Origin of the sequence: Lysinibacillus sp. JNUCC-52 (genome assembly GCF_015999545.1) — a bacterium.
GTDB lineage: Bacteria > Bacillota > Bacilli > Bacillales_A > Planococcaceae > Lysinibacillus.
Genome location: NZ_CP065546.1, coordinates 2011709 through 2035000, shown reverse-complemented (window position 1 = coordinate 2035000; position 23292 = coordinate 2011709). Strand labels below are relative to the sequence as shown.

Annotated in this window: 15 protein-coding genes and 2 rRNA genes; 16 read left to right on the top strand and 1 reads right to left on the bottom strand. The window is 39.3% G+C overall.

Features of this window, described 5'->3' with window-relative positions; translation table 11 throughout:
* Nucleotides 1-90: 90 nt before the first annotated feature.
* From JNUCC52_RS10295 to prfB, 6 genes are all read left to right on the top strand, one after another.
* Nucleotides 91-3018: ribosomal RNA gene (locus JNUCC52_RS10295) — 23S ribosomal RNA — on the top strand.
* Between the two features lie 70 nt (nucleotides 3019-3088).
* Nucleotides 3089-3204, top strand: a 5S ribosomal RNA gene (gene rrf / locus JNUCC52_RS10290).
* Between the two features lie 442 nt (nucleotides 3205-3646).
* Nucleotides 3647-6160, top strand: coding sequence for a preprotein translocase subunit SecA (gene secA / locus JNUCC52_RS10285; protein ID WP_337982022.1), 2514 nt, complete (start codon nucleotides 3647-3649; stop codon nucleotides 6158-6160).
* A gap of 362 nt (nucleotides 6161-6522) precedes the next feature.
* Nucleotides 6523-7080, top strand: coding sequence for a competence protein ComK (locus tag JNUCC52_RS10280; RefSeq protein ID WP_337982021.1), 558 nt, complete (start codon nucleotides 6523-6525; stop codon nucleotides 7078-7080).
* A gap of 123 nt (nucleotides 7081-7203) precedes the next feature.
* A complete protein-coding gene (locus JNUCC52_RS10275; RefSeq protein WP_173477680.1) occupies nucleotides 7204-7380 on the top strand; it encodes a hypothetical protein in 177 nt (58 codons plus the stop codon).
* Between the two features lie 163 nt (nucleotides 7381-7543).
* A protein-coding gene (gene prfB / locus JNUCC52_RS10270; protein WP_402891586.1) for a peptide chain release factor 2 occupies nucleotides 7544-8645 on the top strand; the annotation gives its coding sequence in 2 pieces (ribosomal slippage) (nucleotides 7544-7618 and nucleotides 7620-8645; 1101 coding nt in all).
* A 476-nt stretch (nucleotides 8646-9121) separates the two neighbouring features.
* Here the strand turns inward: prfB and JNUCC52_RS10265 are convergent.
* The gene (locus JNUCC52_RS10265; protein WP_337982020.1) at nucleotides 9122-9631 is read right to left on the bottom strand and encodes a competence protein ComK; all 510 of its coding nucleotides are present in this window, start codon (nucleotides 9629-9631) and stop codon (nucleotides 9122-9124) included.
* Nucleotides 9632-9859: 228 nt separating this feature from the next.
* On the opposite strand from JNUCC52_RS10265, the gene JNUCC52_RS10260 reads away from it, so the two are divergent.
* The 10 genes from JNUCC52_RS10260 to JNUCC52_RS10215 all read left to right on the top strand — a co-directional run bounded on the left by JNUCC52_RS10260 (nucleotide 9860) and on the right by JNUCC52_RS10215 (nucleotide 23229).
* Nucleotides 9860-10102 carry an IDEAL domain-containing protein gene (locus JNUCC52_RS10260; RefSeq protein WP_173478112.1) on the top strand — a complete coding sequence of 81 codons (243 nt, stop codon included), beginning with the start codon at nucleotides 9860-9862 and terminating at the stop codon, nucleotides 10100-10102.
* Nucleotides 10103-10403: 301 nt separating this feature from the next.
* Nucleotides 10404-12383 carry an excinuclease ABC subunit UvrB gene (uvrB, locus tag JNUCC52_RS10255; protein ID WP_173478111.1) on the top strand — a complete coding sequence of 660 codons (1980 nt, stop codon included), beginning with the start codon at nucleotides 10404-10406 and terminating at the stop codon, nucleotides 12381-12383.
* Between the two features lie 7 nt (nucleotides 12384-12390).
* Nucleotides 12391-15255, top strand: coding sequence for an excinuclease ABC subunit UvrA (uvrA, locus tag JNUCC52_RS10250; RefSeq protein ID WP_337982019.1), 2865 nt, complete (start codon nucleotides 12391-12393; stop codon nucleotides 15253-15255).
* A gap of 287 nt (nucleotides 15256-15542) precedes the next feature.
* Nucleotides 15543-16736 carry a DUF4097 family beta strand repeat-containing protein gene (locus JNUCC52_RS10245; RefSeq protein ID WP_173478109.1) on the top strand — a complete coding sequence of 398 codons (1194 nt, stop codon included), beginning with the start codon at nucleotides 15543-15545 and terminating at the stop codon, nucleotides 16734-16736.
* 278 nt (nucleotides 16737-17014) lie between these two features.
* Nucleotides 17015-17701, top strand: a complete 687-nt coding sequence (gene ftsE, locus JNUCC52_RS10240; protein ID WP_173478108.1) for a cell division ATP-binding protein FtsE — start codon at nucleotides 17015-17017, stop codon at nucleotides 17699-17701.
* A complete protein-coding gene (gene ftsX, locus JNUCC52_RS10235; protein WP_173478107.1) occupies nucleotides 17691-18575 on the top strand; it encodes a permease-like cell division protein FtsX in 885 nt (294 codons plus the stop codon). Before ftsE ends, ftsX begins: the two co-directional genes overlap by 11 nt.
* A gap of 175 nt (nucleotides 18576-18750) precedes the next feature.
* Nucleotides 18751-20049 carry a murein hydrolase activator EnvC family protein gene (locus tag JNUCC52_RS10230; protein WP_173478106.1) on the top strand — a complete coding sequence of 433 codons (1299 nt, stop codon included), beginning with the start codon at nucleotides 18751-18753 and terminating at the stop codon, nucleotides 20047-20049.
* Between the two features lie 262 nt (nucleotides 20050-20311).
* Nucleotides 20312-20932, top strand: coding sequence for a hypothetical protein (locus tag JNUCC52_RS10225; protein ID WP_337982018.1), 621 nt, complete (start codon nucleotides 20312-20314; stop codon nucleotides 20930-20932).
* Entirely contained in the window at nucleotides 20929-21516 is a 588-nt protein-coding gene (locus JNUCC52_RS10220; protein ID WP_173478104.1) for a peroxiredoxin family protein, read from the top strand. Before JNUCC52_RS10225 ends, JNUCC52_RS10220 begins: the two co-directional genes overlap by 4 nt.
* A gap of 264 nt (nucleotides 21517-21780) precedes the next feature.
* Nucleotides 21781-23229, top strand: coding sequence for a S41 family peptidase (locus JNUCC52_RS10215; RefSeq protein WP_173478103.1), 1449 nt, complete (start codon nucleotides 21781-21783; stop codon nucleotides 23227-23229).
* Nucleotides 23230-23292: the final 63 nt, after the last annotated feature.

The window sequence follows — 23292 nt, the reverse complement described above, 5'->3', positions numbered from 1 at the left end:
AAAATTTGTTCTTTGAAAACTGGATAAAACGACATTGAAATTGTAACAAACACATTTATTTTTTTAAGTTTTTTATAGGCTTAATAACTAGGTTAAGTTATTAAGGGCGCACGGCGAATGCCTTGGCACTAGGAGCCGAAGAAGGACGGCACTAACACCGATATGCTTCGGGGAGCTGTAAGTGAGCTTTGATCCGGAGATTTCCGAATGGGGGAACCCACTACGTTTAATCGCGTAGTATCTTGACGTGAATACATAGCGTCTTGAAGGCAGACCCAGGGAACTGAAACATCTAAGTACCTGGAGGAAGAGAAAGAAAAATCGATTCCCTGAGTAGCGGCGAGCGAAACGGGAAGAGCCCAAACCAAGAGGCTTGCCTCTTGGGGTTGTAGGACACTCTATACGGAGTTACAAAGGAATGAGTTAGATGAAGCGACTTGGAAAGGTCCGCCAGAGCAGGTAAAAGCCCTGTAGTCGAAAGTTTATTCCCTCCAGAGTGGATCCTGAGTACGGCGGGACACGTGAAATTCCGTCGGAATCTGGGAGGACCATCTCCCAAGGCTAAATACTACCTAGTGACCGATAGTGAACCAGTACCGTGAGGGAAAGGTGAAAAGCACCCCGGAAGGGGAGTGAAAGAGATCCTGAAACCGTGTGCCTACAAGTAGTTAGAGCCCGTTAATGGGTGATAGCGTGCCTTTTGTAGAATGAACCGGCGAGTTACGATTACGTGCGAGGTTAAGCTTTAGAAGGCGGAGCCGCAGCGAAAGCGAGTCTGAATAGGGCGAATTAGTACGTGGTCGTAGACCCGAAACCAGGTGATCTACCCATGTCCAGGGTGAAGGTGAGGTAACACTTACTGGAGGCCCGAACCCACGCACGTTGAAAAGTGCGGGGATGAGGTGTGGGTAGCGGAGAAATTCCAATCGAACTTGGAGATAGCTGGTTCTCTCCGAAATAGCTTTAGGGCTAGCCTCGTGATGAGAATACTGGAGGTAGAGCACTGTTTGGACTAGGGGGCCATCCCGGTTTACCGAATTCAGACAAACTCCGAATGCCAGATATTTATACACGGGAGTCAGACTGCGAGTGATAAGATCCGTAGTCAAAAGGGAAACAGCCCAGACCACCAGCTAAGGTCCCAAAGTAATCGTTAAGTGGAAAAGGATGTGGCGTTGCACAGACAACCAGGATGTTGGCTTAGAAGCAGCCATCATTTAAAGAGTGCGTAATAGCTCACTGGTCGAGTGACGCTGCGCCGAAAATGTATCGGGGCTAAACGATTCACCGAAGCTGTGGATTGACATCTACGATGTCAGTGGTAGGAGAGCGTTCTAAGTGCGTTGAAGTCAGACCGGAAGGACTGGTGGAGCGCTTAGAAGTGAGAATGCCGGTATGAGTAGCGAAAGACGGGTGAGAATCCCGTCCACCGTATGACTAAGGTTTCCTGAGGAAGGCTCGTCCGCTCAGGGTTAGTCGGGACCTAAGCCGAGGCCGATAGGCGTAGGCGATGGACAACAGGTTGATATTCCTGTACCACCTCCTCACCGTTTGAGAAATGGGGGGACGCAGTAGGATAGGGTAAGCGCGCCGTTGGTTGTGCGCGTCCAAGCAGTAAGGCGTGTGTGTAGGCAAATCCGCACACTGTAACGTTGAGCTGTGATGGCGAGTCCGTATGGACGAAGTTCCTGATTTCACACTGCCAAGAAAAGCCTCTATCGAGGTGAGAGGTGCCCGTACCGCAAACCGACACAGGTAGTCGAGGAGAGAATCCTAAGGTGTGCGAGAGAACTCTCGTTAAGGAACTCGGCAAAATGACCCCGTAACTTCGGGAGAAGGGGTGCTCTTGAGCGTGCAAGCGCACGAGAGCCGCAGTGAATAGGCCCAGGCGACTGTTTAGCAAAAACACAGGTCTCTGCAAAACCGTAAGGTGACGTATAGGGGCTGACGCCTGCCCGGTGCTGGAAGGTTAAGAGGAGTGGTTAGCGCAAGCGAAGCTGCGAATTGAAGCCCCAGTAAACGGCGGCCGTAACTATAACGGTCCTAAGGTAGCGAAATTCCTTGTCGGGTAAGTTCCGACCCGCACGAAAGGCGTAACGATCTGGGCACTGTCTCAACGAGAGACTCGGTGAAATTATAGTACCTGTGAAGATGCAGGTTACCCGCGACAGGACGGAAAGACCCCGTGGAGCTTTACTGTAGCCTGATATTGAATTTTGGTACAACTTGTACAGGATAGGTAGGAGCCAGAGATCTCGGAGCGCCAGCTTCGAAGGAGGCGTCGGTGGGATACTACCCTGGTTGTATTGAAATTCTAACCCATGCCCCTTAGCGGGGCAGGAGACAGTGTCAGGCGGACAGTTTGACTGGGGCGGTCGCCTCCTAAAAGGTAACGGAGGCGCCCAAAGGTTCCCTCAGAATGGTTGGAAATCATTCGTAGAGTGTAAAGGCACAAGGGAGCTTGACTGCGAGACCTACAAGTCGAGCAGGGTCGAAAGACGGGCTTAGTGATCCGGTGGTTCCGCATGGAAGGGCCATCGCTCAACGGATAAAAGCTACCCCGGGGATAACAGGCTTATCTCCCCCAAGAGTCCACATCGACGGGGAGGTTTGGCACCTCGATGTCGGCTCATCGCATCCTGGGGCTGTAGTCGGTCCCAAGGGTTGGGCTGTTCGCCCATTAAAGCGGTACGCGAGCTGGGTTCAGAACGTCGTGAGACAGTTCGGTCCCTATCCGTCGTGGGCGTAGGAAATTTGAGAGGAGCTGTCCTTAGTACGAGAGGACCGGGATGGACACACCGCTGGTGTACCAGTTGTCTTGCCAAAGGCATCGCTGGGTAGCTATGTGTGGACGGGATAAGTGCTGAAAGCATCTAAGCATGAAGCCCCCCTCAAGATGAGATTTCCCATTACGCAAGTAAGTAAGATCCCTCAAAGACGATGAGGTAGATAGGTTCGAGGTGGAAGTGTGGTGACACATGGAGCTGACGAATACTAATCGATCGAGGACTTAACCAAAAAGTTTGAAACATTCAATGAACCGTTTATCCAGTTTTGAAAGAATAACATCTTTCAATTAAATATAAAGTCTAGTGATGATGGCAAAGAGGTCACACCCGTTCCCATACCGAACACGGAAGTTAAGCTCTTTAGCGCCGATGGTAGTTGGGGGCTTCCCCCTGTGAGAGTAGGACGTCGCTAGGCAAAAAAGTAAGCAGAGGATTTAAACCTCTGCTTTTTTTTATAATTTTCTACTGCAAGATTACCTGTTTTCTTTTATATAGAGCTGTCTTGCCGATTATTGAAGAAAGAACAAGGATTGCAAATAAGAACAAAGTGTTTAAGAGGAGAATGGTATTGTGTTTATTTGTTAATCTAGATGAACTTGCTATGAGAGGGATAGGTTAAAGTTACTTGAGATGGAGGCAGGCATTTTTAATGTAGATGTGTAGTCAATTGATAAGCAACTAAATTATTTTCTTTTTCATTTGTAATATCCTCGTCTTACACTTAAAAGGTAAAAAAAGGTCGTAAAATGAACTTATTTTGCGATGTTTTGTACCTTACTATAGGACACTGTTTGCATGAAACTGTTACACAATGGTAAAATGGAATTTGAGACTCGTATAGGAAGTGAAAAATATTCATGGCAAACCTATTAAATAAATTATTTGATTTCAATAAACGTGAGTTAAAAAAATTAGAAAAAATCGCTGACCAAGTTGAGGGATTCGCTTCTCAAATGGAACAGCTTTCAGATGAGCAACTACAAGCGAAGACAGAAGAATTTAAGAAACGTTATGCAGATGGCGAAAAATTAGATTCCATTCGTGCTGAAGCTTTTGCAGTTAGTCGTGAGGCGTCGAAGCGTGTATTAGGAATGTATCCTTTCCGCGTGCAAATTATGGGTGCTGCTTCACTTGATGAAGGTAATATTTCAGAGATGAAAACGGGTGAAGGTAAAACGTTAACTGCTACTATGGCGGTTTATTTAAATGCGATTACTGGTAAAGGCGTGCATGTTGTTACAGTCAATGAATATTTGGCTAGTCGTGACGCTGCTGAAATGGGACAGCTGTACAATTTCTTAGGGCTTACAGTAGGCTTAAATTTAAACAGCTTATCAAAAGAAGAAAAGCGTGCTGCATATGATGCAGATATTACGTATAGTACAAACAATGAATTAGGATTTGACTATTTACGTGACAATATGGTGCTTTATAAAGAAGAACGTGTTCAACGTCCACTTCACTACGCTGTAATCGATGAGGTTGACTCGATTTTAATTGATGAGGCACGTACACCATTAATTATTTCGGGACAGGCTGGGAAATCAGCGCAGTTGTACAAGCAGTCTAATGCGTTTGTACGCATGTTAAGTGCTGATACAGATTACACGTATGAAGAATCAACAAAAGGCGTTACATTAACGGATGCAGGTGTAGAAAAGGCCGAAAAAGCATTCGGTATCGACAACTTGTTTGATTTAACACATGTACGTTTAAATCATGCCATTAACCAATCGTTAAAGGCGCATGTGAGTATGCATAATGATGTTGACTATGTTGTGCAAGAAGGCGAAATTGTTATCGTTGACGGCTTTACTGGTCGTTTAATGAAGGGACGTCGTTATTCTGATGGTCTCCATCAAGCAATTGAAGCTAAAGAAGGCGTTGAGATTCAAAATGAGTCGATGACGATGGCTACAATTACGTTCCAAAACTATTTCCGTATGTACCAAAAGCTTGCGGGTATGACGGGTACTGCGAAAACAGAAGAAGAAGAGTTCCGTAATATTTACAATATGAGCGTTATTGCAATTCCTACGAATAAACCAATTGCACGTGATGACCGTCCAGATTTAATTTTTGCTTCAATGGAAGGGAAATATAAAGCTGTAGCAGCGGATATTGCTGAGCGTCATAAGGCTGGTCAACCAGTACTTGTAGGTACAGTTGCGATCGAAACATCTGAAATTATTTCACAGTTACTTGATAAACATAAAATTCCTCATAATGTACTGAATGCGAAAAATCATGAGCGTGAAGCAGAAATTATCGCGAATGCAGGTTCAAAAGGTGCCGTTACGATTGCAACAAATATGGCTGGTCGTGGTACTGACATTAAACCTGGTGAAGGTGTATTAGAAATTGGTGGTTTAGCTGTAATTGGTACGGAGCGTCATGAATCACGACGTATCGATAATCAGCTACGTGGACGTTCTGGTCGTCAAGGGAACCCAGGGGTTACGCAATTCTACCTGTCGCTTGAAGATGAATTAATGCGCCGCTTTGGCTCTGATAATATGAAGTCTATGATGATGCGTCTTGGTATGGATGATTCACAACCATTACAATCGAAAGTTGTATCAAGAGCGGTAGAATCAGCGCAAAAACGTGTTGAAGGGAATAACTTCGATGCACGTAAACGTTTACTACAATATGATGATGTTTTACGTCAGCAACGTGAGATTATTTACAAAGAGCGTTATGACGTTTTAGAAACAGAAAATATGCGTGAACTTGTAGAGTCAATGATTCAGGAAACAATTGATAATATTGTCGGTCTTTATACACAAGGTGAGCAGCCAAAAGATTGGAACTTAAAAGCGATTGAGGACTTTGTGGCAGCTAACTTACTAGAAGAAGGCACATTAAAAGTAGCAGACTTCCAAGGTAAAACTGCCGAAGAAATTAATTCGATTATTTCTGATGCTGTACACCAACGCTATGATGAAAAAGAAGTAGAGCTTACACCAGAGCGTATGCGTGAATTTGAGAAGGTTATTTTATTACGTTCAATTGATACGAAATGGATTGATCATATTGACGCAATGGATCAATTACGACAAGGGATTCATTTACGTGCATATGGTCAAAATGATCCGCTACGAGAATATCAACAAGAAGGTTTTGCGATGTTTGAGGATATGGTCGCTTCAATTCGAGAGGATGTAGCGAAATATGCGATGAAAGCAGAAATCCGCAGTAACTTAGAACGTGAAGAGGTTGCGAAAGGTCAAGCTGTGAATCCGAAAGAGGATGGTTCTCCAGCACCGAAGAAACAACCTGTACGTAAAGCTGAAAATATTGGACGTAATGATTTATGTCCATGTGGTAGTGGAAAGAAATTTAAAAACTGCCATGGTGCAGGTCAATAAAGATACGAAAAGATCAATTCAACGAAAAGTTGAGTTGATCTTTTTTTGCCATGGAAGAAATGATACCAAAATCTGAATTAATAGACAATAGACAACCGAAAGTATACAATAATTGTAACAATAGGTATTTAGTTCAACGAAAGTAATGAGTATAGCAGATTATTTAAATAAATAGTAAGACACTTTCATATGAATTTACTTTCTTTGACAAAAGGGGAGGTGAATTTATGCGTTAGTTGAATCAAATTCTCGAGTAATGTAGTTTTAGCAGACGTGCTCGAGGAAGTACATAGATATACCAATAAACATGTACATTCCTTTTTAATTCACACGATAAACATGATTTAAAGGAGGAGTAATCATTGCATTATAATTGTGAAGACATTATGAGTAGTGAAACAATGTTGTATATGCCTGAGTATGATGCCTTTGGAAATTTATGTACGAGAGTTATTGAAAGAGACTATCAATATATATCCAAATTATCTCCTACAAGATTAATGGATTTTAATCTCCGTTATTTTGGTTCGAGCTTGCGAGGGGCCTTTGATGGTTCAAAGATGATCTTAGGTAAGCTCAATAAAAATCCCATTGTTGTTCATGAACGGTTTAATATTTTGTGGTTCCCTAGTAAGTCACCATTACATCCAGAGTGTATTTGGTTTGCTGTCCATCATATAGATGATTATATTGCTATTGGTAAAAAGCAAACAAAGGTTGTATTTATGAACGGTCAAGAAATTATTGTGGATGTGAGTCCGAAAGCATTTGAATATCGTATTCAGAGAGCTTTTTTATTAAAATACAAACTTGAAAAACGAACAAAACATTTACTTGTGCAGTTTGATCGTGTCAAAGTATTTCAACGAATGGCAATTCGCTCTAAGGTAGAGGATGAAACGAAAAAAGATGAATGCTAGAAAACAGAAGCAGTTCATCTTTGTAGGTTTTTCTGTTCTGATTGTAACGGACTATCCAATAACTGTTCTTAAAATTATTAGCTAATTAGAAATCCAATTAATAAATACAGAGGGGTGTAGGCTTTGATGATTTATTATGAAACGATTTGTATTTGCTGTAAAAAACAATTTAAGCTTTTAGAAGGAACGCGGAAATATCAACTTTATAAAGTGGATCGCAATAGACGATTGACATGTGAGCATTGTGACCAAAAAATTCATGCAGAAGCTCGGAAAAGTTTACTTGCCAAACTAAATTGAACATAAAAAATAGTAGTATAAGCTAAGTGCTTTGTACTACTATTTTTTTTGGATTATGGATTGGCGTATTGAAAAAATTATGTTTTCCGCTTGAAAAACGCTATAATAGAATAATACGGATTTTACTTGTAATATCCATTAAATATGTTCGGAGGATTTAGCAATGATTGAATTAGCAGATGTACGTAACGCGTTAGACACTACAGCCAAAAAATTGGCGGACTTTAGGAGGTCTCTTTGACTTAGAAAACAAAGAGGCACGTATTCAAGAATTAGATGAAATGATGCTAGAGCCAGGCTTCTGGGACGATCAACAAGGAGCACAGGTAGTCATCAATGAAGGTAATGGCTTAAAGGCCATTGTGAATGAATATAAAGAGTTAGTAGATACACATGAAAATTTAGATATGACACTAGAGTTATTACGTGAAGAGCCCGATGAGGAATTACAGGAAGAGTTAGGTAGCGAGCTTGCAGAATTCCAACAAAAGATGGGCGATTTTGAATTGCAATTACTATTAAGTGGTCCATATGATCAAAACAATGCGATTTTAGAGCTCCATCCTGGTGCTGGTGGTACAGAGTCTCAAGACTGGGGTTCTATGTTATTACGTATGTATACACGTTGGGCTGAAAAACGCGGATTTAAAGTAGAAACAGTCGATTATCTTCCTGGTGATGAAGCGGGTATTAAATCCGTTACATTATCTATTAAAGGGCATAATGCGTACGGTTACCTGCAGGCTGAAAAGGGTGTACACCGTTTAGTACGTATTTCACCGTTCGACTCTTCTGGTCGTCGTCATACATCATTCGTTTCATGTGATGTTATGCCTGAATTCGATGACAATATTGAAGTAGATATTCGTACAGAGGATTTAAAAATTGATACGTACCGTGCAACAGGCGCAGGTGGTCAGCATATTAATACAACCGATTCAGCTGTTCGTATTACGCATATTCCGACTGGCACTGTCGTTCAATGTCAGGCAGAGCGTTCACAAATTAAAAACCGTGAAAAAGCAATGACGATGTTAAAAGGGAAATTGTATCAATTAGAAATCGATAAGCAGCAAGCACAACTTGATGAAATTCGCGGTGAGCAAAAGGAAATTGGCTGGGGCTCTCAAATCCGCTCATACGTATTCCATCCATACTCTATGGTTAAGGATCACCGTACAAGTGAAGAAACAGGAAATGTAGGCGCAGTAATGGACGGAGATTTAGATCCATTTATCAATGCATATTTACGTTCTAAAATTTAATGATAAGTGCCAGTCACTCAAACAATTCAGAATTTTGTTAGTAAGGTTATCAAACAAAAAACCCACAAAGCATTCAGCGGGAATGCACCCAATGTAAGACGTAACAAACGACGCAACAGCGAATGTTACGGCTTACGAAGTGCCCGCGGAAAGCGAAGTGGGTTTTTCGCATTAGAATATCCAATGCAAAAAATAGAAGAGGAAATCCGCTACGCAATATCCACCTTGCACTGCTAGTAGAACATTGATATATAAATTTCTAAGTAAAAATCCACGTAGACTCCAGCGGGAATACACAGAACGTAAGACGCAACAAACCGCGCGTTAGCGAAGGTTGCGGCTTATGTGTGTGCCCGCGGAAAGCGAAGTGGGTTTTTACGCTTTAGGAAGAGTCACATGAATAGAGCATTTTTTGTGACAGCTCCTACTAACCCTAACAAGTAGATATTTTATTAATACTCAAGTGAACCTTCTCATTAAAATGGTGGATGATACGGAGCATCATGGCTAAGTTGTTTACGCTCACCCATATAATGTTTATAAAGCATGGAAGCATTCACAAATTGTTTACTAATCGAAGCATATTTAATAGGCAATTCAATTTCCATATCATTTTTCAATGTAATAATACAGCCTTCATTACTTGGTGAAATATTTGAAATAGCATGAAGCCCAATCCAAATATTGTGTATAGAGTTTGGTGAATAGGTCGGTAAAAAAATACATGGAAAGCCATAATCATATGCGACGACTATGGGAAGCTTATGTTGATTACCAAAAAAACGCTTTGCTGAATGTTTTGCCGCTTCATAAGTCGTGCCTAATGAGATGCAAGATTTGCGTAAAACATGCAAAGGTTTGCGTGTCACAATAAGCTCATTATGCTTGTCGATAACTCGAGTAAAAACTTTAGATTCATGCTGAATCGGTTGTAATAAATAAGTATTGAAAGACATTAAATAACCATTCACATAATTTGATGACATATGTAAAAACCTCCTTTTGATAGTGATTATTTGTAGTGTAAATGACAAAAATACAATCTGGAAATATAGATTTAAGCTTAAAATATATAGAAATTTGATGCTTTTTCCTAAGGGATTTACTCGAAATTACGCTATAATTCTAATAAATAATAGATGATTTTTATTTGTTTAGCGTTGCATTTTAATCTAAATTTTCTTATAATTTAGAAAAGGATCGAGGTGAGATCGTTGGATAAATATTATTCGTACACAGATTTTCTAAAAGCCGTTGGTCAGTCCAAAAAAATTGATGAGGCAGAGAAATTATTGAACGAGATTTATTTAGATTTATTTTTAAATCATATCCAGCGTATACATCGTGAAGAACAGCTAATGGTTCTGATAGATAGAACACTCGATGAACGAGATAAAAAAGCTTTTCACTTATACGCAACTGAACTAGAAGCTTTACACAAAGTAGCAAGTGAATAATATGATAAAACCGCTCTCCACTACAGGAGAGCGGATTTTTTTGTCTCATGAACTAGACGATAAGCGTGCCGATAGATTATTGCTTGCTGTAAAATCTTTTATTTTTCTAGAATTCTATGATTAAAGAATGGGTATATATCTAATCATGGGTATAAAGGATAGAAGTTGATCGTAACTGAAAGAGACATACCAAAAATTGAAAATGAAAAAATAACAAACATTCGTTCGTTAAATGTTCGATATTTTAATACTGCTATGCTAAAATATATGTACAAATTGGAAGGAAAGGACGGGGACATGCGTGCAAACATTTGATTTACAGGCGCCATATCAGCCTAATGGGGATCAGCCACAGGCGATTGCAGAATTAGTGGAGGGTGTACGTGAAGGGAAACGACATCAAACATTACTTGGAGCAACAGGGACGGGTAAAACGTTTACGATTTCTAACGTCATTCAGCAAATAAAAAAACCAACACTGATTATGGCCCACAATAAAACACTTGCGGGTCAATTATATAGTGAGTTCAAAGAGTTCTTCCCAAATAATGCGGTTGAATACTTTGTAAGTTATTATGACTACTTTCAGCCCGAAGCGTATGTTCCGCAAACCGATACGTATATCGAAAAGGATTCAAGCATTAATGATGAAATCGACAAACTGCGTCACTCAGCTACTTCGGCACTTTTTGAACGCGATGATGTTATTATTATTGCCTCCGTATCCTGCATATACGGTTTAGGTTCTCCAGAAGAATATCGGGAATTGGTTGTATCAATTCGCACAGGGATGGAAATTGAGCGCAATCAATTACTTCGAAAATTAGTCGACGTGCAATATGAACGCAATGATATTAGTTTTACTCGTGGGACGTTCCGTGTGCGAGGAGACGTTGTGGAAATTTTCCCAGCATCTCGTGATGAACATTGCGTACGTGTCGAATTTTTCGGAGATGAAATTGATCGAATTCGAGAAGTAGATGCTTTAACGGGAGAAATATTGGCAGATCGAGACCATGTAGCCATTTTCCCAGCATCCCACTTCGTTACGCGTGAAGAAAAAATGCTTAAAGCAATTGACAATATAGAACAAGAATTAGAGCAACGTCTTGAGCTATTGCGGGCAGAAGATAAGCTATTAGAGGCGCAGCGTTTAGAACAGCGTACACGCTATGATTTAGAAATGATGCGAGAAATGGGCTTTTGCTCAGGTATTGAAAACTACTCACGCCATTTAACATTACGTGAAGCTGGAGCAACACCCTATACGTTACTTGATTACTTCCCAGAGGACTTTTTACTTGTAGTTGATGAAAGCCATGTGACATTACCACAAGTACGGGGTATGTATAATGGGGATCAGGCGCGTAAAGGTGTTCTTGTAGAGCATGGTTTCCGTTTACCATCTGCACTAGACAATCGTCCATTACGTTTTGAGGAATTTGAGAAACATATTCATCAAGCAATTTATGTATCAGCAACACCTGGCCCATATGAAATTGAACATACTCCAGAAATGGTAGAACAAATTATACGTCCAACAGGATTATTAGATCCGTTAATTGATGTTCGTCCAATTGAAGGGCAAATTGATGATTTAATTGATGAAATACATGATCGTATTGCGCGCAATGAGCGTGTACTTGTTACAACATTGACGAAAAAAATGTCGGAAGATTTATCAGCTTATTTGAAGGAAATGGGCTTAAAAGTGGAATACTTACATTCAGAGATTAAGACACTAGAGCGTATCGAGATTATCCGCGAACTTCGTAAAGGTACATATGATGTACTTATCGGCATTAACTTATTGCGTGAAGGCTTAGATATTCCTGAAGTATCACTAGTAGCAATTTTAGATGCAGATAAGGAAGGCTTTTTACGTTCAGAGCGTTCTCTTATTCAAACAATTGGCCGTGCTGCACGTAATGCGAATGGTCATGTCATCATGTATGCGGACAATATGACTGATTCTATGAAAAAGGCTATTGAGGAAACAAAACGCCGCCGTACAATTCAAATGGCTTACAACGAAGAACATGGTATTACACCGAAAACAATTGTCAAAAAGATTCCAGATGTTATTCGTGCGACACAGGTGGCAGAGGAAGAGGAGTCTTATGTAACAAAAGCAACAAAAGGCAAAAAGTTAACGAAAGTAGAAAGAGAGAAATTACTTGCTACTCTTGAATTGGAGATGAAGGAAGCGGCAAAAGCACTTGATTTCGAACGTGCAGCAGAGCTTCGCGATACAATATTTGAATTGAAAGCAGAAGGGTGATTGGCTTGTGAAAAATACAGAAATTGTCGTGCAAGGTGCACGAGCACATAATTTAAAAAATATAAATGTCACAATTCCACGTGACCAATTAGTTGTGATAACAGGTTTATCTGGGTCTGGAAAGTCATCATTGGCGTTTGATACGATTTACGCTGAAGGACAACGTCGCTATGTCGAATCATTATCGGCATATGCTCGCCAATTTCTTGGCCAAATGGATAAACCCGATGTAGATGCAATAGAAGGGCTATCGCCTGCCATTTCAATCGATCAAAAAACGACGAGCCGAAACCCACGCTCAACAGTCGGAACAGTTACGGAAATTTATGATTATTTGCGTTTACTATTTGCTCGTATTGGCAAGCCGATTTGTCCAAATCACGGTATTGAGATTACGTCTCAAACGATTGAGCAAATGGTGGATCGTTTGCTCGTCTACCCAGAACGTACGAAAATGCAATTACTTGCACCAATGATTTCTGGGCGTAAAGGAACACATGTAAAAATACTTGAGGATTTGAAGAAGCAAGGCTTTGTTCGTGTACGAATTGATGGAGAATTACGCGATTTAGATGATGCAATTGATCTTGATAAAAATAAAAAGCATTCGATAGAAGTTGTAGTCGATCGTGTTGTTGTAAAAGAAGGAATTGCAGCTCGTCTTAGTGATTCATTAGAAACAGCACTTCGATTGGCGGAAGGGCGCGTACTTGTAGATGTAATGGAGCATGAAGAATTATTATTTAGCGAACATCATGCTTGCCCATTATGTGGATTTTCAATTGGGGAATTAGAGCCTCGTATGTTTTCATTTAACAGTCCTTTTGGAGCGTGCACAAGCTGTGACGGTTTAGGCACGACACAAGAGGTTGATCTGGATCTTATCGTGCCAGATTGGGATCGCTCATTACTAGAGCATGCTATTGCACCGTGGGAGCCTACAAGCTCACAATATTATCCACAGCTATTAAAAGCTGTATGTGACCATTACGATATTCCAATGGATGTACCTGTCAAAGATATACCTAAAGAAAAGATGGATAAGGTTTTATTTGGCTCAGGTAAAGATAAAATTCACTTCCATTATGAAAATGAGTTTGGCAATGTGCGAGATCAAATGATTGAATTCGAAGGTGTTGTTCGTAACGTAGAGCGTCGTTTTAAGGAGACAACTTCGGATTATGTACGAGAACAAATGGAAAAATATATGGCACAGCAAGCTTGTCCATCATGCAAAGGCTACCGCTTAAAACCCGAAACATTAGCAGTGAAAATTGCCGATCAGCATATCGGACAAGTAACAGAGTATTCGATTCAGGATGCCGATACGTTTTTCAAAGAGCTCGATTTATCTGAAAAGGATATGCAAATTGCAAAACTGGTTTTGCGTGAAATTGAAGAACGACTCGGGTTCTTAGTGAATGTAGGGTTAGACTATTTAACATTAAATCGTGCTGCGGGGACACTTTCAGGCGGGGAGGCTCAGCGTATTCGCCTAGCAACGCAAATCGGTTCTCGCTTAACGGGTGTGCTTTATATTTTAGATGAGCCATCAATAGGGCTACACCAGCGTGATAATGACCGTCTTATTAGTACGTTACAAAATATGCGTGATATTGGAAATACGCTAATTGTAGTTGAACATGATGAAGATACAATGCTCGCAGCGGATTATCTTATTGATGTTGGACCAGGGGCTGGTGTACAAGGGGGACAAATTGTTGCCTCAGGTACACCACAGGAAGTAATGGATAACCCTAAGTCGTTAACAGGGCAATATTTAAGTGGCAAGAAATTTATTCCTCTCCCAATCGAGCGTCGTAAACCAGATGGTCGTAAACTATCTATTTTAGGAGCAAAGGAAAATAACCTTCAAAACGTTAAAGTAGATGTACCATTAGGTCTATTTGTAGCAGTGACAGGTGTTTCTGGCTCAGGGAAATCTACGCTAATTAATGAAATTTTATATAAATCTTTAGCACAAAAGCTTAATCGTTCAAAGGTGAAGCCTGGTGCTCATAAAGAAGTCACAGGGTTAGAGGAATTGGAAAAAGTCATTGATATTGACCAATCACCAATCGGAAGAACGCCACGCTCAAATCCTGCAACGTATACAGGTGTATTTGATGATATTCGAGATGTTTTCGCAACAACAAATGAGGCAAAAGTACGCGGCTATAAAAAAGGGCGTTTTAGCTTTAACGTTAAAGGTGGTCGTTGTGAAGCATGTCGTGGCGACGGAATCATTAAAATTGAAATGCATTTCCTGCCAGATGTTTATGTGCCATGTGAAGTTTGTCATGGAAAACGCTACAACCGAGAAACACTAGAAGTGAAATATAAAGATAAAAGTATTGCGGATATTTTAGATATGACAATTGAAAATGCGGTAGTGTTCTTTGAAAATATTCCTAAAATCCAACGTAAATTACAAACGATTGTTGATGTAGGGTTAGGGTATATGAAATTAGGACAACCTGCTACGACTCTCTCTGGTGGTGAAGCACAGCGTGTGAAATTGGCTTCAGAATTACATCGCCGTTCAACAGGTAAGTCATTTTACATTTTAGACGAGCCTACAACGGGTTTACATGCGGATGATATTGCACGCTTATTGCTTGTGTTGCAACGACTTGTTGAAAATGGTGACTCTGTACTTGTTATAGAGCATAATTTAGATGTTATTAAAACAGCGGATTACATTATTGACTTGGGGCCAGAGGGTGGCGACAAGGGTGGTACCATTGTTGCAACAGGAACGCCAGAGGAAGTAGTGGAAGTAGCTGGCTCTTATACAGGGAAATATTTAAAACCGATATTAACACGTGATCGAATGCGTATGGAAGCTGCTTTAGCAGAGGCATCTAAATAAATTTTCAATCAGTAAATAGGGGAATTTTATTATAAAAATCTGCTCTTTTTCCGAGTGAAGGACTTAACACCTAGCAGACTCTTTAGCTTTTGGAGCAGCTCGCAAAAGGTTTGTCCTCACTTAGGAAATCTTGCAGATTTTATTGCACATATCAAAAATATACCTAATAGCGGCAATGTAATATTTCATAATTTGTGCTAGTCAATGCTTTTTCATTTTTTCAGTGAAACTTTTCACATAGGGATACGTATAAATAGATATAACAATCTGTGGGAGGCTATATGATTATGCAAAATGAACGTCAACGAATTTTAGAACTTGTGGAAAAAGGAACAATTTCAGCGCAAGAGGCGATTACATTATTAGAAGCATTAGAGCAACCTAGCAAGTCCACTCAAAGTAGTAATAGCGATGTGTCGAATATGGGTCAGCAATCCTCAACAGAGAAAGAGTCTATCTTTAAAGATCCAGAGTTTAAAGAAGAAGAAAAGAAAAAAGATGCAGACTTCACAAAATATTTCCAAGATGAAATGCATGATTTTCGTAAGGATTTATCGCAAATCGGTTCCATCTTTATGGATATGATGAATACGGCGGTTAAAAAAGTAAAAGAATTCGATGTTTCTTCGCCATTTGGTGATAAATTTGAATTTACACATACAGAAGAACTAGCGGCAGAGAATGTAGAAAATGTCATTGTTGAATTACCGAATGGCAATTTTTCATTAGAAACGTGTGAAGGTGATAACTTCCAAATTATTTGTAAAGTAAAGGCACCACTTCTTAATGATAACGAAGAAGAAACACGTAATCATTTTTTAGAGCAATTTGTTGTGAAAAATGAGGAAGGCACACTTCGTATTTTAAGTCAGCTAAAGCTCGTGCAGGTCAATGTACAATTGCTTGTGCCAAAGGAAAAGTTAGATAAATTGTCGGTCCGTTTAATGAACGGTAGTGTTGCTCTGCAAGATATTGAGCTGGATCAGTTAAAACTTAAAACACTTAATGGAGCAATTAAAGGCTCTAAGCTAGTATTTACGAAGGCAGAAGTAGATTCATCGAATGGCTCAATTGAACTTACAGATGTACGAGGTAAAGATTTAGAAGCTGAAACATTAAATGGACGTGTTTATTTAGATGGTGCATTAGATGAAGTAGAAGCGAAATCTATAAATGGACATGTTGTTGTCACAACATGCTCTAGTAATTCATCAAAAATTAAAGCACATACAGTTGCTGGAGCCGTTGAAATTTATGTACCACGGACAATGTCTTTAAGCGGAAAAATTGTAACAAACTTCGGCAAAGTGGATGTAGGTATTCAAGATACGTCGAAAATTGAAACGCAAGATCAATTTTTAACTAAAGTAGTTCGTTTTGATAAAGAAGTGGAAAATGCAAATCGCTTATTTATCGAAGGAGAGTCGAAAACAGGAGCAGTATTAATTCGTTATACAACGACTGACGAACAACAAATGTAAAATAATATAGGGCATTCAAGCTAAGCAACTTGCTTGAATGCTCTTTTTTACATGCATTTTTATTGATATAAAACAGGAATCGACTAGTACTTTCCTTCGATTCCTGTTTTAATTTGTTGTCATTTGGTGTATTTTAAAAAAATATTCCAAATGACATTAAATAATTAGAATATAATGCCAACGAATGAAATAAAACTGTAATAAAAAAACATAGATTGAGTGATATAATAGAAAAAGAATACATCTTACATATAAGAGGTTTAGGTGGTTTTAAAAAAATGATAGAAATGAAAAATGTGACAAAGAAGTATCCGAATGGTGTAGTTGCGACAAATGGCATTTCGGTTAATATAAAACAAGGTGAATTCGTTTATGTTGTTGGTCCAAGTGGTGCAGGTAAATCGACATTTATCAAATTAATGTACCGTGAGGAAAAAGCAACTTCAGGTGAAATTACTGTTAATGGTATTAATTTAGGTGATTTAAAAAACAAAAAAGTGCCTTTCTTGCGCCGTCAACTAGGTGTTGTTTTCCAAGATTTCAAATTACTTCCAAGATTAAATGTCTATGAAAATGTAGCATTTGCACTTGAGGTAATTGAAGAGGAACCTGTTGAAATTCGTCGTCGAGTTATGGAAGTTTTAGATCTTGTCGGATTAAAGCATAAGGCAAGAATGTTCCCAAATGAACTTTCTGGCGGGGAACAGCAACGTGTTTCTATTGCACGTTCTATTGTAAATGTACCAAAGGTAGTAATCGCAGATGAACCAACAGGGAATCTGGACCCAGAGACATCATGGGAGATTATGAATTTATTTGAAGAAATTAATGCACGGGGAACGACAATTGTAATGGCAACCCACAACCGCGAAATTGTGAATACCATTCGTCGTCGAGTTATAGCGATTGAAGGCGGTATGATTGTCCGTGATGAGCACGGAGGTGACTACGGCTATGAAGCTTAATACAGTAAAACGACATTTTCGAGAGAGCATAAAATCACTTGGGCGTAATAGCTGGATGACAATTGCTTCTGTCAGCGCGGTTACAGTGACTTTGATATTAGTAGGTGTATTCTCGCTAATTATGATGAACTTGAATAAAGTAGCATCAGATTTAGAGAACGACGTTGAAATAAAAGTATTAATTGATGAAACAGCAGATGAAGCTGCTGAAAAAGCATTACTAGCAAAAATAGAAAAATTGCCTGATGTTGCGGAATTTAAGTATTCCACGAAAGAAGACGAATTGACAAAGCTAGTGAAAGATTTTGGGGATGACTTTAAGCTTTTTGAGCAAAGTAACCCGTTACGAAATGTTATTTATGTGAAGGCAACAGATCCACAGCAAACTGCCACGGTTGCAAAGACAATTAATAAGTATGAATATACATACGACGTGAAGTACGGTGAAGGTAAGGTAGAAAAACTTTTCAACTTCTTAAATATTAGTCGTAATGTAGGTCTTGTGCTGATTTTAGGATTATTATTCACAGCTATTTTCTTAATCTCTAATACGATTCGTATTACGATTATCGCACGTCGCGATGAAATCGAAATTATGAAACTAGTAGGTGCAACAAATTCGTTTGTCCGAATTCCATTCCTTTTAGAAGGTATGTGGCTGGGGATTTTAGGTTCTATTATCCCAATTGCGGTTATCGCAACACTTTATCACAATGTATATAGAATTATTGCACCTCGTTTACAAGGTGAGCTTGTTCAACTTCTTGACTTCTCACCACTTGTCTATCAAGTAAGTGGTCTATTACTGCTTATTGGTGTGCTTATTGGTATTTGGGGAAGCTTCATGTCTGTACGTAAATTTTTAAAAGTTTAACTTGCTTCAGAAAAGACTTTAAGTGGGGGATACATTGCATTCTGTATGGATTTACCTCCACTTGAATCCAGTGAAAGATATGGTATGTCAGACATGTAGCGCAATAAAAATGCCGTTTATAACGGCGTACATAGTCAACAAAATGGAATTAAATAAACGAAGGGGAGTTCAATAAATGAAAAGTAAGGCAAAAAACACGATTAAAGCATTTGCAGCAACAACGGCACTACTTCTTATTATCCAAACTCCAACAGCGTATGCAACTAGTTTAACGGATTTAAAAGAAGAGAAAAAACAAGTAGAAACAAAGAAAAATCAATTAAATTCTTCTATTAGCAATAAAGAAAATGCTATTAGTGCAAATGAAGAAAAACAACAAAAATTACTAGACCAAATTCAAGCGTTAAACGCTGAAATTGAAACTACAAATAGTAGTATTAAAAGTGTATTGGCAGAAATTCAATCTACAAATGCAGAGATAAAAGAATTAGAAGGTACAATTGAAGAGCTTCTTCGCAAAATTGAAGAGCGTGATTTACTATTACAAGATCGTGCACGCGCAATTCAAGCTGGTGGCTCCGTTAGCTATTTAGATGTGCTACTAGGTTCTAATAGCTTCGTAGATTTTATCGACCGCTTCTCCGCTGTAAATGCATTGCTTGAAGCAGATCGTCAAATTATTCGCGATCAAAAACAGGACAAGCAAACATTAGAAGAGCAAAAGCAAGTACTAGAAAGCAAACGTCAAAAGCTAGAAGAGCAGAAAGCAAAGCTAGAACGACTAAAAGCCTCATTAGATGGACAGAAAAAAGAGAAAAACACATTAGTTGAGCAGTTAGAAAAAGAACAGGCAAAACTAAAGTCAGAAAAAGTATTACTTGAAAAAGAATATTCAGAGGCACTAGAAATTAGTGCTGAATTACAGCAACAAATCATTTCAGAGCAAAACCGTTTAGCGGAAGTAGCTCGTCAACAAGAGGCAAAACGTAAAGCAGCGGCCGCAGCCGCTGCAGCTGCTGGGAACTCAGGCTCTGGTGGTTCTACGGTAAATGCTCCAGCTTCGGATGGAACATGGATAAAACCAACAAATGGCCGTTTAACATCACCATATGGCTGGCGTAATCTTGGTGCTGGTCCTGAATTCCACTATGGAGTTGACCTTGCCAATAAAACAGGTACGCCAATTTGGGCAGCTGCTGACGGTGTCGTATCTTACGCCGCACCACTTAGCTCTTACGGAAATGTCGTTATTTTAACACACTCTATTGATGGAAAAATATATACAACAGTTTATGCACATTTAAGTGCATTTAATGTTAGTGTTGGTGACGAAGTAAGCCAAGGGCAGCAAATTGCAGCAATGGGCAGTACAGGTCGTTCAACAGGACCACACTTACACTTTGAAGTGCACATCGGCTCTTGGCAAGGACAAGCAGTTGGTAGTGTGAATCCACTCAAATATATTCCATTGTAAATATTTAAATAAGAGAGCCGTCTCATTGTGAGGCGGCTCTTTTTATCTGTAAGGGACAACAGAATAATATAATTGCCTTCAGTGGATAGCACGCATTCGAAAGAAATAAATATTATGATATACGATATGGGGTATTTACAAGTGAAGTGCTCAAAAAATGAGTATTTTTAGAAAAGTTTTCGAACACAGTATGAAATGGAAGTTTTCATAAATGCATCTATGCTATGCTAAAATTATCTATATTGGTGGAGGATTTATTAGGGTGATTAATACTGAGTGGTTTTCTATTCGCGCATTAACGTTACCAGCAACGGCAGTCGCATTAATAGCTTCATTTATCATCGTCTGGCTTGTTTTACGAATACAATTCCCCAAAATATGGTCAGGGGTATACGGCGATGCAATTTTTACTTTTATACTTGTTTGGAAATTTAGTCTCATTATTACGGATTTTCCATCTGTCGTTTCACAACCATTAGCACTTCTTTATTTTAATGGTGGAACGGTCGGCGTCTTATTAGGAACAGTCGCCATACTATTGCAATTGTGGTGGAAGCGACAACAACTGCAATTCGATTATGAAGGCGTAACTGCAAGTAGTTGGGCAATTATTTTGACACAATCCATTTATCAATGGTTCGTGGTATTATTGAATGACAATTCTATCCAAAGCGAACTCGTCACTTTGTTAGTGCTAAGCACACTAACAATCTTCATACTATGGAAAGTAACGGAACCTACTCTAGCGTTATTAGTGTATACAGCTGGGTATGTAATCGTTGCAGCTTTACAGCCAAATGGCTTTTGGCAACCAGCTGTTGGAGTAAGCTTCCTATTACTTATGCTAGGTATAGGAATGCAACGAATGGGAGGAAAAGAATGAAAAAAAATATTGGGTTACTTGTTGTCGTGTTGTTAATAGCTGCGATGATTGGTACATATGTTAGACAGCAAATCGATAAAGAACGCGAAATTGAAACGGCTTCACTTGGTAAAGAGGTAGAGGAACGGACAATAGGGTTGAAAAAAGGAGATACACCGCCAGATTTCACGTTAACTAATTTAGATGGTGAGAAAGTGACGTTAAGTGAGCTCCGCGGAAAAAAAGTAGTATTGAATTTTTGGGCAACATGGTGTCCGCCATGTAAAGCCGAAATGCCTCATATGCAAAAATATTACGAACAATATGCAACAGAGGACAATGTTGAAATTTTAGCTGTCAATCTAACATCAGCAGAGCGAGACGTAACAGCTGATGCAAAAATTGATTCAGTCATGACATTTAGAGATAGCTTTGAACTTACATTTCCAATCTTACTTGATCCAGAAAATGCTGCTGGTTCAGATTATCAAGTCATTACAATTCCAACAACGTATTTCATTGATTCAACAGGGGCTATTCAGCAAGCAATTGAAGGTCCTATGAATGTCGAAATGTTAAAAAATACTGTTGAAGCATTAGATTAACTAGAACTATTTTAAAATCCCCTGTGCCCATGGAAGGCAAAGGGGATTTTTTAGTGCCTTTTTAGTGCCAGTCACTCAAACGATTCTGAATTTTCCCAGTACTCCTCTAAGTAAAAATCTACGATGACTCCCGCGAGAACGCAAGTGTCAGGCACCCAAACAATTCTGAAAAAAGAAGGGCAAGCGCTTATTTAGAAAACAAAACATTATTTTGTATGTTTGAAAATAAAAATTCATACAGTAAAGAGACAGAGGAGGGAAGGTTTGCGCAAAATTACGGCAGGAGTCGGGGTACTTGTCAGCAGTTTATTGATAGGTAGTGGAGTTTACTTTGACTGGTTTGATTTTGTTGGAGCTGAGAAAAAAGTGCAAGTGGCAGAGGTTGATTCGATTAACGAAGCTTTACAACTAATCGAAAAGAAATCTGTATATAGCACGAAAAAAGAAGAACTAGTAGAAGGCGCTTTGCGCGGTATGGCAGATGCAATAAAGGACCCGTATAGTACCTATTACACGAAGGAAGAGGCTGAGCAACATCGACAAATGCTAGCAGAAGAAAGAGTTGGCATTGGTATTGAACTGACAGAAAACAATGGCAAGTTTATTATTGTATCACCTGTTCGTTCGTCACCAGCAGAAAAGGCTGGAATGCGCTCTCTCGATGAAATTGTACAAGTTGATGGTGTAAAAGTAGATGGGAAAACAATGAGTGAACTCATGCATTTGATTCAAGGGGAGAAAGGGACAAAAATTACGATTGTTGTTTATCGTCCAAGCGAGGATAAGCATATTAAAATGACGATGGAACGTGCTGCAATCTCCAATAAAACAGTATCGAGTGAAGTAGTGAAGATTGAAGATACTTCAATTGGATATATAGAAATCTCGTTATTTGGTGAGAAGACAGCTAATGAGTGGGTAGCAGAAACAAGTAAGCTGCTACGCAAAGATGTAGAAGGGCTCGTTGTTGACGTTCGAGATAATCCTGGAGGCTATTTACATAGCGTCGCAGCGCTACTGAGTACAATTTTAGAAAATGGTAAAGTATTTGCCTATATGCAAAATGCAGAGGGTGCTATGGAGCCGTTAAAAACTGAATCGAAAGGCTTTGATGAAAAATATTTAGCTAAGATGAATAAAATTCCGATTGTCATTATTCAAAATGGTGGTAGTGCATCTGCTAGTGAAGTACTGAGTGGAGCATTAAAAGGCTGGAATCGTGCTTCACTTATCGGCGTTAAAAGCTTTGGTAAGGGAACAGTACAAGAATCTTGGTCTCTTGCTAATGGAGGAGAACTAAAGCTATCGACAAATAAGTGGCTTACGCCAAAACGTGAATGGATTCACGGGAAGGGTATAGAGGCTAGCTTAGTTATTGAACAAAATGAATTATTTGCATTCCAATTGCATCCATTAACAGGACAATTCAAAGTAGGCAATATGAGTGAGGAAATTGCGTATACACAAAAAGCCTTGCAAAAGCTTGGTTATCAGATTGACCGATTAGATGGCTATTTAGATGAGACAACTCAAGAGGCAGTAAAGCTTTATCGCAAGCAAAAAGAATTACCAGCAGCGGAAGATGATATATATGTAGACTCCACTTTCTTCAATAGTTTAAATGGAACGCTAAAGGCATACAAAGAAGATCGTCAAAATGACTTGCAATTCCAAATGGCTACAAGCTTCTTGTTGCACAATATTGAGCAGTAGATGCAATAGTTATTATAAATCTAGTAAAAATGATGGGAATTGCAAAGCTTTCTACCAGTTACT

Coding starts and splice junctions, on each gene's coding strand:
- secA (WP_337982022.1), top strand. CDS start 3,647: ATGGCAAACCTATTAAATAAATTATTTGATTTCAATAAACGTGAGTTA.
- JNUCC52_RS10265 (WP_337982020.1), bottom strand. CDS start 9,631: ATGTCATCAAATTATGTGAATGGTTATTTAATGTCTTTCAATACTTAT.
- JNUCC52_RS10245 (WP_173478109.1), top strand. CDS start 15,543: ATGCAAAATGAACGTCAACGAATTTTAGAACTTGTGGAAAAAGGAACA.
- ftsE (WP_173478108.1), top strand. CDS start 17,015: ATGATAGAAATGAAAAATGTGACAAAGAAGTATCCGAATGGTGTAGTT.
- ftsX (WP_173478107.1), top strand. CDS start 17,691: ATGAAGCTTAATACAGTAAAACGACATTTTCGAGAGAGCATAAAATCA.
- JNUCC52_RS10230 (WP_173478106.1), top strand. CDS start 18,751: ATGAAAAGTAAGGCAAAAAACACGATTAAAGCATTTGCAGCAACAACG.
- JNUCC52_RS10220 (WP_173478104.1), top strand. CDS start 20,929: ATGAAAAAAAATATTGGGTTACTTGTTGTCGTGTTGTTAATAGCTGCG.